We start from the raw sequence: 13,515 nt of genomic DNA on the forward strand, positions 1-13,515 counted from the left end.
GGCGAGAAGGAGGCACCTCCGGCGGGACCGCGCGAGGACGGTCACGCGAGGGGCGCGGTCACCCGAGGAGACGGTCACGCGCGGGGGCGGTCACGCCAAGGGACGGACACGCAAGGGTGCGGTCACCCGAGGACGTCGAAGCCGAGGCCCTCGGCCCGGGCGAGGTGGATCGGCGCCCGGCCCGCGCCCTCGCGGTCCAGCAGCCGGCCCGCGGCCGCCAGCAGGCCGTCCGGCGCCAGCGCCCCGCGGGCCGCCAGGCCGGCCAGCAGGTGGAGGCCCTCGTACAGGCCCACCGCGTAGGCGTCCAGGACCGGCGCCCACGGCCCGCAGAGCGCCTGGTGCCGCTCGGCGAGGCTCTGCCGGCGCTCCTCGGCCAGCGTCGCGAAGGAGGGCATGGCCGCGTACAGCGTCCCGGTGTCGTCGCCGCCGAGGGCGAGCAGACCGTTCTCCTCCAGGGCGCCGGAGAGCCGCACCAGCCGGCGGTCCAGTCCGCTGCGCCGCAGCGCCCGGTTGAAGTGCACCAGGTCGCGGCCGATCAGGCTGAGCAGCAGGGCGTCCGCGCGGGCGGCGCGCAGCTCGTCCAGCAGCGGTTCGAGCATCCCCTCGACGGCCCCGAAGGGGACCCGCCGCTCCAGCACCACCCGGGCGCCGGCCCGTCCGGCGAGCCGCTCGGCGGCCCGGTGCACGGAGCGCGGCCAGATGTAGTCGTTGCCGATCAGCGCCCAGCGGGCGATCCGATGACGCTCCGTCAGTTCCCTGACGGCGGAGCCGAGCTGACGGGACGGATCGATACCGGTGCAGAGCACTCCGGGCAGTCGGGAGCCGCCCTCGTGCGGCGGGGTGAAGACGTACGCGGTACGGCCGGCGGCGACCGTCTCGACCGCCCGGTGCACGTCGCTGGTGTGGCACCCCGCGAGCGCGTCCAGCGCCCCGGCGTCCAGCAGCCGCCGCACCTCGGCGGCGACCGGCTCCGGCGTGCCGCCGCCGTCGACCAGCACCAGCTCCAACGGGCGGCCGAGGACGCCGCCGCCCGCGTTGACCTCGTGCGCGGCGAGCAGCGCGCCGTCCAGCGCGGACGGGCCGGTGAGCCCGAGCGGGCCGGACTGCGGCACGACGAGGCCCACCCGAAACGCCGCCTCCTCCCGTACCGAGTGCAGCGCATCGAGCGGATCGATCATCCTCACCTCGACGCTCACAGTGCGAGTATCGTCGTACCGCCGATATCGGCAAAGACCGGGAAGGGGAGGGTCCGATGACCGCAGCTGGTGTCGCGCCGGAGGTCGAGGGACGCTGCCCCGACACCGCCGGAGGTTCGCACGCCCCGGAGCCACTGCTGGTCGAGCTGGTCACCCTGGCCCACCGCAGGCTCTCCGGCGGCCTCGCGGCCGCCCTGGCCGAGGAGGACTGCACCGTCGACCAGTGGCGCCTGCTGCGCGCCCTCGCCGACGGCCGGGGCCACGCGATGGGCGAACTCTCCCAGGCCCTGCTGATCCCCCAGGCCAGCCTGAGCCGGCTGGTGGACTCGCTGGCCGACTCCGGCTTGGCCTACCGGCGCCAGGGCGACCAGGACCGCCGCCGGATCACCGCCCACCTGTCCCGCCAGGGCCGCGCCCGGCTGACCCGTCTCGACGCGCTCGCCGCCGCCCACGACGACGCCGTCCGCCAGGCCTGCGGCCTCACCGACCCGGCCCACCTGCTCCGGCGCCTCGCCGCCCTCTGACGGGCCCCGGCCCGACCCGCCCCACCCCGCTCCGGCCCGGCCCGGCAACGGCGAAGGCCCGCCTCCGCCGGAGCGGGAACGGGCCTTCGGACGCGCGGTCAGGCCGGGCGGACGGCGCCCATGTAGGGCATCGCGGAGATCGGCAGCACCTCGACGTTCTTGCCCGTGCGCGGGGAGTGGATCATCTTGCCGCCGCCGATGTACAGGCCGACGTGGTGGATGTCGTTGTAGAAGAAGACCAGGTCACCGGGCTGGAGGTTGGCCCGGTCGACGTGCGGGCCGTCGTTCCACTGGTCCTGGGACATCCGGGAGAGCTTGACGCCCCCCGCGCGGTAGGCGGCGCCGGTCAGGCCGGAGCAGTCGAAGCTGTTGGGGCCGGTCGCACCCCAGCCGTACGGCTTGCCGAGCTGGGCTTGGGCGAAGGCGATGATGGCGGCGGCCCGGCCGCTGGCGGCCGGCACCGGGGCGTTCATGTCCGGGCGCTCGGCGCCGCGCGAGGCGCGGTCCTTGGCCTCCGAGGCGGCGGCGGAAGCGGCCTGCTGGGCCTCCGCCTTGGCCTTCTCGGCGCTCTGCTGAGCGTTGATCTTGGCCCGGTCCTCGGCGCTGAGCTTGTTCAGCATCGCCTGGGCCTCGGCCAGCTTGCCCTGGATGTCCTTCTTCTGCTCCGCCAGCTGGGTGCCCACCGAGTCGAGCGCCGCCAGGGTGGCCGTCGCCTCGGCGCGGTCCTGGTCGAGCTTGCGCTGCTCGTCCTGGGCCTGCTTGAGCAGGTTCGCCTGGGAGTCGGACACCTGGTTCTGCACCGCGGCGCGCTCCAGGTAGGCGGACGGGTCGGAGTCGAGCATCAGCTGGACCGACGGGTCGATGCCGTTGGTGCGGTACTGGTCGGCGGCGACCGCGCCGAGCCGCGTGCGCAGCTCGTTCATCGCCTCCTGGCCGCGGGCGACCTTCTCCTGGATCTGGTTGGCCTCGGCCTGGAGCTTCTGCTGCTTCTCCTGGAAGCCGTTGTGCTTCTCGATGGCCTGCTCGGCCTGCTCGTTGAGCTGGTCGACCTGTTCCTTGACGGAGGCGAGGCTCGGGGTGGGCTCGGCGTGGGCGGTACCGGACGCGAGGACCGCGCCGCCGGCCGCCATGGCCGTGGTGAGGACGGCCATGCGGGCCCTGCTCGGGGGGCTGGGCTTGCGGCGCTTTCCCATGGAGCTCGGCTCTCCTTCGGGGGAATCGGGGGACGACGAAGGCGGGCAGGACGAGCAACGGGGGGGTACTGCCCCGCCCACCTTCTTCGAAGTAACTTAATAGATGAGGGCCCGGGTTCCGCAATCCCCCTGATCATGAAGCATCGGGAACATGACGGGACATCGGTCGCTTTCCGTCCCATCGGCGTTGACCCCGGACAGGCTCGGACATGACCGGACACGCCCGGGCACCCCCGACCCCCTCCCGCCGCTCCCCCGCCGCCCGCCGTGACACCCCTATCCACCCCTGGTGTCAGCCGCCCCGCGCACGCCTGACACTCCTCACCAGGGAGAGTGTTCCGACCGGTCCGACCGAGGGAAAGGTCACACGGAATTCCCCTCCTGTGGCCCCGCGAACGGGCGCTAACCTGCGCACATGAAGGTCCCGCCCGAAGGGCTCCCCCTCGCAGCCGAGTTCCCGGCCGCGCACCGTGAGCAGTGGCAGCAGCTCGTCCAGGGCGTGCTGCGCAAGTCCGGTGCCCAGCCCGAGGACGGCCCCGCCGCCGAGCAGGCGCTCACCACCCGGCTCCAGGACGGGTTGAGCGCCCGACCGCTCTACACCGCCGAGGACACCGCCGTGGACCCGGGCTACCCCGGCTTCCCGCCGTTCGTCCGCGGCGGCCGGCCGCAGGGCTCGGCGGTCACCGGGTGGGACGTGCGCCAGCGCCACGCCGACCCCGACCGCCGGCGCGCCAACGAGGCCGTGCTGGCCGACCTGGAGCACGGCGTCGGCTCGCTCTGGCTGGAGCTGGGCGGCGCGGGCCTGCCGGTGGACGCCCTGCCCGAGGCGCTGACCGGGGTGTACCTTGACCTGGCCGCCGTGGTGCTCGACGCCGGACCCGAATTCACCGCCGCCGCCGAGCGGTTGTTCACGCTCTACGAGGAGCGCGAGGTCTCCCCCGGCGCCGCCGCCGGCAACCTCGGCGCCGACCCGCTCGGCCTCCAGGCCCGCACCGGCTCCGCCGCCGCGACCGACGGCCTGCTCGCCGAGGCCACCGCGCTGGCCGCCCGCTGCGCCGGCGGCTACCCGGGCCTGCGGGCGCTCACCGTCGACGCCCTGCCGTACCACGAGGCCGGCGCCTCCCCCGCCCAGGAACTGGGCTGCTCGCTGGCCACCGGCGTCGCCTACCTGCGCGCGCTGACCGCCGCCGGCCTCTCCGTGGACGCCGCCCTCGGCCAGCTGGAGTTCCGCTACGCGGCCGACGCCGACCAGTTCCTGACCATCGCCAAGTTCCGTGCCGCGCGCCGCCTCTGGGCCCGCGTCGCCGAGGTGTCGGGCGCCTCCGCGCAGGCCCCGGCGCAGCGTCAGCACGCCGTCACCTCCCGGGTGATGATGACCGCCCGCGACCCGTGGGTGAACATGCTGCGCACCACCGTCGCCTGCCTGGCCGCCGGGGTCGGCGGCGCCGACGCCGTCACCGTGCTGCCCTTCGACAGCGCCCTCGGCCTCCCCGACGCCTTCGCCCGCCGGATCGCCCGCAACACCCAGGCGATCCTGCTGGAGGAGTCCCACCTGGCCCGGGTGATCGACCCGGCCGGCGGCTCCTGGTACGTCGAGCAGCTGAGCGAGGAGCTGGCGCGGGCCGCCTGGGCCTGGTTCCAGGAGATCGAGCGGGCCGGCGGCCTGCGGGCCTCCCTGGAGTCCGGCCTCGTCGAGGAGCGGATCGCCGCCACCTGGACGGAGCGCTCCGTCCGGCTCGCCAAGCGGCGCGAACCGATCACCGGCGTCAGCGAGTTCCCGCACCTGGACGAGCAACCGCTGGTCCGCGAGCCGGCCCCGGCCGGGCTCGGCGGCGGGCTGCCGCGGGTGCGCCGCGCCGAGGCCTACGAGGCGCTGCGGGACCGCTCGGACGCCCACCTCGCCGCGAACGGCGCCCGACCGGCCCTCTTCCTCGCCTCGATCGGCACCGCCTCCGCGCACACCGCGCGCACCACCTTCGCCGCCAACCTGTTCCAGGCGGGCGGCATCGCGACGGTCCCGTTCGAGTCCGTCGACCCGGCGGCCTTCGCCGAGGCGTTCACCGCCTCCGGCGCCACCGTCGCCTGCCTCTGCTCCAGCGACGCCCTGTACGCCGAGCACGCCGCCACGGCGGCCGGGGCCCTGAAGGCGGCCGGCGCCGCACGGGTGCTGCTGGCCGGGCGGCTCGCCGAAGTGCCCGACGGAGTGGACGAGTTCATCTACGCGGGCGGAGACGCGGTCGCCGCCCTCACCTCCCTGCTGGACCAGATCGGAGCGGACCGATGATCCCCGACTTCACCGGAATCGGGCTGGACGGCGCCGCCGCCGACGGCTCCGAGGCCCAGTGGCGGTCCGCCTGGCGGCAGTCCACCGGCAAGGACGTCGACGAGCTGCTCTGGGACACCCCCGAGGGCATCGGCGTCAAGCCGCTGTACACCGGCGCCGACCTGGCCGGGCTCGACTTCCTGGAGACCTACCCCGGCATCGCCCCGTACCTGCGCGGGCCGTACCCGACCATGTACGTCAACCAGCCGTGGACCGTCCGCCAGTACGCCGGCTTCTCCACCGCCGAGGAGTCCAACGCCTTCTACCGCCGCAACCTCGCGGCCGGCCAGAAGGGCCTGTCGGTCGCCTTCGACCTGCCGACCCACCGCGGCTACGACAGCGACCACCCGCGCGTCACCGGCGACGTCGGCATGGCGGGCGTGGCGATCGACTCGATCTACGACATGCGCCAGCTGTTCGACGGCATCCCGCTGGACAAGATGTCGGTGTCGATGACCATGAACGGCGCCGTGCTGCCGATCCTCGCGCTGTACATCGTCGCGGCCGAGGAGCAGGGCGTACCGCCGGAGAAGCTCGCGGGGACCATCCAGAACGACATCCTCAAGGAGTTCATGGTCCGCAACACCTACATCTACCCGCCGCAGCCGTCGATGCGGATCATCTCGGACATCTTCGCGTACACCTCGCAGAAGATGCCCCGGTACAACTCGATCTCCATCTCCGGCTACCACATCCAGGAGGCGGGCGCGACGGCCGACCTGGAACTGGCCTACACCCTCGCCGACGGCGTGGAGTACCTGCGCGCGGGCCTGGACGTGGGGCTGGACGTGGACGCCTTCGCGCCGCGGCTGTCGTTCTTCTGGGCGATCGGCATGAACTTCTTCATGGAGGTCGCCAAGCTGCGCGCGGCCCGGCTGCTGTGGGCCAAGCTGGTCAAGCAGTTCGACCCGAAGAACCCCAAGTCCCTTTCGCTGCGCACCCATTCGCAGACCTCCGGCTGGTCGCTCACCGCCCAGGACGTGTTCAACAACGTCACGCGCACCTGCGTCGAGGCGATGGCCGCCACCCAGGGCCACACCCAGTCGCTGCACACCAACGCCCTGGACGAGGCGCTCGCGCTGCCCACCGACTTCTCCGCCCGCATCGCCCGCAACACCCAGCTGCTGCTCCAGCAGGAGTCCGGCACCTGCCGGGTGATCGACCCGTGGGGCGGCTCCGCGTACGTCGAGAAGCTGACCAACGACCTCGCCGCGCGGGCCTGGGAGCACATCCGGGAGGTCGAGGCGGCCGGCGGCATGGCCAAGGCCATCGACGCGGGCATCCCCAAGCTGCGCGTCGAGGAGGCCGCCGCCCGCACCCAGGCGCGGATCGACTCCGGCCGCCAGCCGGTGATCGGCGTCAACAAGTACCGGGTGGAGAGCGACGAGCAGATCGAGGTGCTCAAGGTCGACAACTCCTCGGTACGGGCCCGCCAGGTCGAGAAGCTGCGCCGGCTGCGCGAGGAGCGCGACGAGGCCGCCTGCCAGGACGCCCTGCGCGCGCTCACCCGGGCCGCCGAGGCCGGTCCGCAGCGCGGCAGCTCGCTGGACGGCAACCTGCTGCACCTGGCCGTCAACGCGGCCCGAGCCAAGGCCACCGTCGGCGAGATCTCGGACGCCCTGGAGAAGGTGTACGGGCGCCACTCCGGCCAGATCCGTACCATCTCGGGTGTGTACCGAGACGAAGCGGGCCCGTCGGCCCCCCTCCAGCGCACCCGCGACCTGGTCGAGCGGTTCGAACGGGCCGAGGGCCGCCGGCCGCGCATCCTGGTCGCCAAGATGGGCCAGGACGGCCACGACCGCGGCCAGAAGGTGATCGCCACCGCCTTCGCCGACCTCGGTTTCACCGTCGACGTCGGCCCGCTGTTCCAGACCCCGGCCGAGGTCGCCCGCCAGGCCGTCGAGGCGGACGTCCACATCGTCGGCGTCTCCTCGCTGGCCGCCGGCCACCTGACGCTGGTGCCCGCGCTGCGCGCCGAACTCGCCGCGGCGGGGCGGGAGGACATCACCATCGTGGTCGGCGGCGTCATCCCGCCGCAGGACTTCGACGCCCTGTACGAGGCCGGCGCGGCGGCGGTCTTCCCGCCGGGAACGGTCATCCCGGAGGCGGCGTACGACCTGCTGGAGTCCCTGGCGGCCGACCTCGGCCACGAGCTGACCGCCTGATCGCATGCCTCCACGGACGATCGACCTCGACAGCTATGTGACGGGCGTCCTCGACGGCTCGCGCGCCTGGATCGCGCGCGCCGTCACCCTCGTCGAGTCCTCCCGGCCCGACCACCGCGCGCTCGCCCAGCAACTGCTCCAGCGGCTGCTGCCGCACGCGGGCGGCGCGGTGCGGGTGGGCATCACGGGCGTGCCCGGCGTCGGCAAGTCGACCTTCATCGACTCCTTCGGCACCATGCTGACCGGAGCCGGGCACCGGGTGGCGGTGCTGGCCGTCGACCCGACGTCCAGCCGGACCGGCGGCTCCATCCTGGGCGACAAGACCCGGATGGAACGCCTCGCCGTCGACCCCGCCGCGTTCGTCCGGCCGTCCCCGACCTCGGGGACGCTGGGCGGGGTCGCCAAGGCCACCCGGGAGTCCATGGTGGTGATGGAGGCGGCCGGGTACGACGTGGTACTCATCGAGACGGTGGGCGTCGGCCAGTCGGAGACGGCGGTGGCGGGTATGGTCGACACCTTCCTCCTCCTCAGCCTGGCCCGGACCGGGGACCAGCTCCAGGGCATCAAGAAGGGCGTGCTGGAGCTCGCGGACGTCATCGCCGTCAACAAGGCGGACGGGCCGCACGAGACCGACGCGAAGGCAGCGGCCCGCGAACTCGCGGGCGCGCTGCGGCTGTTGCAGGCCCCGGACGCGGCGTGGACGCCGCCGGTGCTGACCTGCAGCGGGCGCGACGGCGCGGGGCTCGAAGCGCTCTGGGAGCGGTTGCAGCAGCACCGCAAGGTGCTGGACGCGACGGGCGCGCTGGCGGCGAAGCGCCGTGAGCAGCAGGTGGAGTGGACGTGGGCGATGGTCCACGACCAGCTGTACGCCCGGCTGCACGAGAACCCCGAAGTGCGGCGGCTGTCCGGGGAGTTGGAGGCCGGAGTCCGGGCCGGGACGCTGCCGGCCGGGCTGGCGGCGCAGCGGATCCTGGACGCCTTCTTCGGCGCCCCCTGACAGGAGCGGACACCATCGCCACCATCGTCCAGGACATCACGATCGAGGCCGACGCGGACCAAGTCTGGGACGCCGTACGGGATGTGGGCGCCGTGCACCGGCGCCTCACCCCCCGCCACGTCCTCGACACCCGGATCGAGGGCGACACCCGCCACCTGACCATGCCCGGCGGCGCGGTCATCCGTGAGCTGATCGTCAGCGTCGACGACGACCTCCGCCGGCTCGCCTACTCGGCGGTCGAGGGCTTCACGATCCCCCTCACCCACCACCACGCATCCTTCCAGGTCCTCCCCGAGGGCCCCGGCCGGTGCCGCCTGCGGTGGACCACCGACATCCTGCCCCACGCCATGGCCGAGCAGGTCCGCCTGCGGGTCACCCGGGGAGCGCAGGTCATGAAGGAGACGCTGGAGCAGCGGACCGCCTGACCGGCAACCGGTCCGAAGCAATCAAGCGTATACGGAGTATCCTCCGGCGCGCCCGCCCACCCGCTCCGAACCACCCGCCTAACGTGGCTTCCGCCCTGGCGATCCAGGGCGGATCCGCAGGCGGGCGCCCCCTGTCGATGCAGCAACCTCCAGTCTTTCCTCGAAGGGAAACGCAACGACATGGCATTCAGAAGAACGCTGGGCACGATCGGCACCACGGTGATGCTCGCCTTCACCGCCGTCGGCGGGCTCTGCCCGGTCGCCAACGCGGCGGAGCCGGTGGTCACCGTCGCGGGCCAGCAGCTCTCGATCAAGCCGGCGACGTCCGCCGCCGACAGCCCGAAGGCCACCGACTCGGTCGTCGGGGTGAGCAAGAACTCGGGCGCCAAGCCGCTGGACCTCAACTGCTGGAACTACGCCTTCGACGGGCCGTGGTTCTACGAGACCTGTAACGGCAGCAGCTACCGCGTCTTCGTCGACTGCTCGGACGGCTACCGGTACATCTCCACCGCCTACTTCAGCGGCCAGCACAACTTCGCCCTGGAGTGCCCGGCCGGCGATGCCGTCGGCGGCGGCGCGATCGGCAACTGAGCGACCGCCGACGCGTGACCGCATGACAGCGGCCCCGGCTCCCCGCGCCACGGGGGAGCCGGGGCTTCGCCGCGGGGCGACACGAAGGCCCACTCAAGTCCGCACCAGAACCGTCCCTGCCGGGCTCACAGGCCGGCTCCGCCGGCCAAGCGCATGGATGGTGAACGCCGTGCCCCACCCGTGCGTGGGGCACGGCGCTTCACGGGTCTCGGAGTACTCGAACCACACCACCTTGCCCTCCGCTGTCGGGTACCAGCCCCACGCGTCCGTGAGCGCCTCGACGAGCAGCAGACCACGCCCACCGGTCGCCTCCTCGTCGCACTCCATGAGACGCGGCTCCATGCCTCGGTCCGCCACCTCCACCCGCACCCGCCCACCGCACCAGCGGACGGTGACGACACACCGCTCCCCCGTGTGCACCAGCGCGTTGGCAATCACCTCGCTCGCGCACAACTCCAGCTCCTCCAGCGCGACTTCGGAGAGCGGAACACCCCACTCCCGCACGATCGCCACCACCAACCGCCGCGCCCCCGGCACGGCGTCAACCCCCACCGGAACCCCCCACTCCGCCGGAACCGGGAACCGGGCGTTGCTCAACGGGCTGACCACCACTGGGACTCCATCCGGTCATGAATCGACACATCAGAGCCATGCCGGTTCGTCCGGATTCGCGCCGACCGCCCGAATGGCTGACAACAAGTCAACGCGGGTACACAGAGGAGGAGAACCGGAGAAGCTGGTGCAGCCGTTGAACCGGTTGAACAGAGGACGGGATCGCCATGACCCACCGACCGCGCACACCGAACGCCGACCTCGCCGCACTCATGCAACAGGCGAAGTGGGGCAACGACCAGCTCGCCCGGGCCGTGAACCGGGTCGGGTGCGAGGCCGGGCTCCGGCTGACCTACGACAAGTCCGCGATCTCGCACTGGCTCTCCGGCAGCCGGCCGCGCACCGAGGTGCGGGGGGCCATCCGGGAGGCCTTCTCTCGCCGACTCGGACGGCCGGTGACGCCCGAGGAGACCGGCTTCGAGTCGGAGACCGCGCCGACGGGCGATCCGGGCGGCCTGGGCGAGCTGATGTCGCTCGGAAAGGCCGACATGGACCCGTCGCGCCGTGGTGTGCTGGCCGCCGGACTGTACTCGCTCGCCCTGACGGTGCCGGTGTTCGGCGACACCGCCGGACGGATCAGCCATGCCGCTGCCGGCCGCACCGTGCGCGTCGGCCCGGGCGAGGTGGAGACGGTCCGCGCCATGACCGACCGGATCGCCGGCATCCTCGACGAACTCGGCGCCGCCCACGCCCGCCCGATGGCCGCCGCTTTCCTGGTCAACTCCGTCGGACCCTGGCTCCAGGCATCCGGCACCGCGCGGGTAAGGGCCGACCTGCTCGCGGCCGCCGCCGACCTCACCTACCTCACCGGTTGGATGGCCATGTACGAGACCGCCCACGGTCTCGGCCAGAAGTACTACGTCCAGGCCCTCGAACTCGCCCGCGAAGCCCAGGACCACGTGACGTACTGCCGCACTCTGCGCGGCATGGCACTCCAGGCGTCCAATCTGGGCTACGGACCGAAGGCGCTGGAGCTCGCCGACTCCGCCGCCGAAGCCGCACCGGCCTCCGGTCCCCGCCTGCGCGCCTTCCTCTCCGGACAACAGGCGCACGGCGCCGCCATGGTGAAGGACCGGCGACAGGCCTTCGCGCGCCTCGCCGAGACCGAGACCGCTCTGGGACAGGCCGAGGGCCGCAACGACTCCGTCGGGGGCTACGACGAGGCCGCGTACCACTTCCACGTCTCGCACGTCCTCTACGAACTCGGCGACCTCCCCGGGGCGATCAAGGAACTCCAGCTCTCCAACCGAGTACGCCCCGCCAACGAGAAACAGGGCCGCGTGCACGGCAACGGCCTGCTCGCCCGCCGGCAGATGGAACTCGGACATGTCGAGGCCGCATGCGCCACCTGGGACACGTTCCTGGACGACTACGTCACGATCAGCTCCGTCCGGGGCGACGAGCACTTCCGCGCCCTGGACGCGTCTCTTCCGACCCACGCCGCCAACCGCACGGTGCGCCGACTCCACCAGCGCACCCGCGAGGTCGCCCGGCAGAAGGCCGCCTGAGCCATGGGGTTCGCCCTCGTCGTACGCTTCGTCGCCCACGACGCAACAGCAGCCCGCGCCTTCGACCGACTGGCGGAGGCCGCGCTCGAAGGCATCCGTGCCAAGGAACCCGGCACGCTCCTCTACCTCAACCACACCGTGCCGGACGAACCGAACGTCCGGCTCTTCTACGAGCTGTACGCGGATCACGCGGCCTTCGAGGAACACGAGCGACAGCCCCACGTCCGCCGCTTCCTGGCCGAACGCGGCCAGTACCTCGAATCGTTCGAGGTGACGTTCTTGGACACGATGTCCGGCAAGGGGCCCTGAGGTGACAGCGGTGCGGATCGGAATCACTGGGCATCGGGGGCTGACGGCCGAAGTGGAGGAACAGGTCCGTCGAATCATCGAAACCGCCCTCCCGAACGAGGCCCCGTCCGACCTCATCGTCGTGTCCTGCATCGCGGACGGGCCGGATTCCTGGCTGGCGGAGATCGCGCTCAAGCAGGGCGCTCAGCTTGAGGTCATCGTCCCCGCCGACCGGTACCGGGACGGTCTCCCGGACTGGCACCACGCGACCTACAACCGGCTGTTCGACCGCGCCGCCGCCGTGCACCGCACCGGCCACGTCGAATCCGACGAGCCCGCCCACCTGGCGGGCGGGGAACTCCTCGTGAACCACATCGACAAGCTCCTCGCCGTCTGGGACGGCCTCCCGGCCCGTGGCCTGGGCGGGACGGCGGACGTCGTCGCGTACGCCCGTCGGCGAGGCGTGCCGGTCGAGGTGCTCTGGCCCGAGGGAGCACGCCGATAGCCGGTCTCACATCGGCTTCTCGCCGAGCGCGGCCCGCACCCGGTCGATGGAGTCGGGCGCCGGCACGGCTGGGCATCGATCCAACAAGGACCGTGATCAGCCCGCCAACCGATCAGGGTGAGACCGGCGCTGGCGATACATGGAGTCCGTCATCGAGCTGAGCCGGAGGGACGTGGTGGATCGCCGGGGCTTCGTGGCCGCCTCCAGTGCGTACGCGCTCGCGGCGCTGGGTCTGCCCGACCCGGACGCCGTCCTACGACGGGTGCGGCTCAAGGCTGGTGGCAAGGTCCAGGTCGGGCGGGGCGAAGTCGCCGCCATCCGCCAGATGACGAAGTCGCTCGGCTCCGCGGCAGCGGAACTCGGTGGCGGGCACGCCCGCCACCTCGCCGTGCGCTACCTCCATGACGATGTCGCCCCCTGGCTGGACGGAACCTGGAGCGAAGTCGTCGGCCGGGAGCTTTTCGCCGCAACCGCGCAACTCGTGCACCTGGCCGGGTGGATGGCTCAGGACGAGGGCAACCAGGACGCCGCCCAGCAGTACTACGCCCACTCGTTCCGCCTGGCTTCCGAGGCCGGCGATGCCGAGTTGGCGGCCACCGCCCTGCGTGGTCTCGCCGTCCAGGCCATCGACCTCGGGTTCAGGCCCACCGCCGTCCGCATCGCGGAGGAGTGCGTCGACCAGGCCAAGACCCTCGACAACCCCCGCGCTCTGGCCTACTACCAAGCCACCCTCGCCAACGCCGCCGCTCTCGACGGCGACCGTCGCACCGCCACCGGCGCGCTCGCGGCCTCCCAGACCTCGATCGAACGTGCCGCCGACACCCCCGGCGAGTCCTGGGCCTCGCACTACAGCATCGGCCGGTGGGCCCACGAGTCCGGCATGATCCTGGCCCGACTCGGCGACCACACCGGCGCGCAGGAGCATCTCCACCACGCGCTCGACATCCACGGCCTCGACCGCCGCCGTACCCGCGCGATCGTCCTCGCCGACCTCGGCACGGTCCGCCTCCGCCGGGACGACGTCGACGGCGCCCTCACCTCCTGGAACGACTTCCTCGACTGCGCGGACGGCATCCGTTCCGTCAAGGTCCAGGACGCCGTCAACGACCTGCGAGCCCGTCTCTACCGACTGCGCGACATCCCCGGCGTCGAGGAACTGGACGAGCGGGCCGCAGCTCTAGGGTGAGC

13 protein-coding genes are annotated in these 13,515 nt (G+C 72.6%); 10 read left to right on the top strand and 3 right to left on the bottom strand.

Annotated elements, in window-relative coordinates:
* Positions 1–122: 122 nt before the first annotated feature.
* A complete protein-coding gene (locus ACFRAR_RS02330) occupies positions 123–1,196 on the bottom strand; it encodes a substrate-binding domain-containing protein (protein WP_380693788.1) in 1,074 nt (357 codons plus the stop codon).
* A gap of 56 nt (positions 1,197–1,252) precedes the next feature.
* Here ACFRAR_RS02330 and ACFRAR_RS02335 point away from each other — a divergent pair, with 56 nt between their 5' ends.
* A complete protein-coding gene (locus ACFRAR_RS02335; protein ID WP_380693790.1) occupies positions 1,253–1,720 on the top strand; it encodes a MarR family winged helix-turn-helix transcriptional regulator in 468 nt (155 codons plus the stop codon).
* Positions 1,721–1,818: 98 nt separating this feature from the next.
* On the opposite strand, the gene ACFRAR_RS02340 is transcribed toward ACFRAR_RS02335, so the two are convergent.
* Positions 1,819–2,913 carry an NlpC/P60 family protein gene (locus ACFRAR_RS02340; RefSeq protein WP_380693792.1) on the bottom strand — a complete coding sequence of 365 codons (1,095 nt, stop codon included), beginning with the start codon at positions 2,911–2,913 and terminating at the stop codon, positions 1,819–1,821.
* 415 nt (positions 2,914–3,328) lie between these two features.
* Here ACFRAR_RS02340 and ACFRAR_RS02345 point away from each other — a divergent pair, with 415 nt between their 5' ends.
* The 5 genes from ACFRAR_RS02345 to ACFRAR_RS02365 all read left to right on the top strand — a co-directional run bounded on the left by ACFRAR_RS02345 (position 3,329) and on the right by ACFRAR_RS02365 (position 9,414).
* On the top strand, positions 3,329–5,197 hold the full coding sequence (locus ACFRAR_RS02345) for a methylmalonyl-CoA mutase family protein (RefSeq protein WP_380693794.1): 1,869 nt from the start codon (positions 3,329–3,331) through the stop codon (positions 5,195–5,197).
* Positions 5,194–7,401: a methylmalonyl-CoA mutase gene (gene scpA, locus ACFRAR_RS02350; RefSeq protein WP_380693796.1), complete on the top strand. Its 2,208-nt coding sequence runs from the start codon at positions 5,194–5,196 to the stop codon at positions 7,399–7,401. The genes ACFRAR_RS02345 and scpA overlap by 4 nt, the downstream gene beginning before the upstream one ends.
* A gap of 4 nt (positions 7,402–7,405) precedes the next feature.
* Positions 7,406–8,398, top strand: coding sequence for a methylmalonyl Co-A mutase-associated GTPase MeaB (gene meaB / locus ACFRAR_RS02355; RefSeq protein ID WP_380693798.1), 993 nt, complete (start codon positions 7,406–7,408; stop codon positions 8,396–8,398).
* Positions 8,399–8,421: 23 nt separating this feature from the next.
* Complete coding sequence (locus ACFRAR_RS02360) at positions 8,422–8,823, top strand: SRPBCC family protein (protein ID WP_380693896.1); 402 nt, start codon at positions 8,422–8,424, stop codon at positions 8,821–8,823.
* Between the two features lie 180 nt (positions 8,824–9,003).
* Positions 9,004–9,414 carry a hypothetical protein gene (locus ACFRAR_RS02365; protein ID WP_380693800.1) on the top strand — a complete coding sequence of 137 codons (411 nt, stop codon included), beginning with the start codon at positions 9,004–9,006 and terminating at the stop codon, positions 9,412–9,414.
* 93 nt (positions 9,415–9,507) lie between these two features.
* On the opposite strand, the gene ACFRAR_RS02370 is transcribed toward ACFRAR_RS02365, so the two are convergent.
* Complete coding sequence (locus tag ACFRAR_RS02370) at positions 9,508–10,026, bottom strand: ATP-binding protein (protein ID WP_380693802.1); 519 nt, start codon at positions 10,024–10,026, stop codon at positions 9,508–9,510.
* 167 nt (positions 10,027–10,193) lie between these two features.
* On the opposite strand from ACFRAR_RS02370, the gene ACFRAR_RS02375 reads away from it, so the two are divergent.
* The 4 genes from ACFRAR_RS02375 to ACFRAR_RS02390 all read left to right on the top strand — a co-directional run bounded on the left by ACFRAR_RS02375 (position 10,194) and on the right by ACFRAR_RS02390 (position 13,513).
* A complete protein-coding gene (locus ACFRAR_RS02375) occupies positions 10,194–11,534 on the top strand; it encodes a hypothetical protein (RefSeq protein ID WP_380693804.1) in 1,341 nt (446 codons plus the stop codon).
* A 3-nt stretch (positions 11,535–11,537) separates the two neighbouring features.
* Entirely contained in the window at positions 11,538–11,843 is a 306-nt protein-coding gene (locus tag ACFRAR_RS02380) for a putative quinol monooxygenase (RefSeq protein WP_380693806.1), read from the top strand.
* Between the two features lie 121 nt (positions 11,844–11,964).
* Positions 11,965–12,327, top strand: coding sequence for a hypothetical protein (locus ACFRAR_RS02385; RefSeq protein WP_380693808.1), 363 nt, complete (start codon positions 11,965–11,967; stop codon positions 12,325–12,327).
* 139 nt (positions 12,328–12,466) lie between these two features.
* On the top strand, positions 12,467–13,513 hold the full coding sequence (locus ACFRAR_RS02390; protein ID WP_380693810.1) for a tetratricopeptide repeat protein: 1,047 nt from the start codon (positions 12,467–12,469) through the stop codon (positions 13,511–13,513).
* Positions 13,514–13,515 lie beyond the last annotated feature (2 nt).

It is taken from the genome of Kitasatospora sp. NPDC056651 (assembly GCF_042792155.1).
Taxonomy (GTDB): domain Bacteria; phylum Actinomycetota; class Actinomycetes; order Streptomycetales; family Streptomycetaceae; genus Kitasatospora.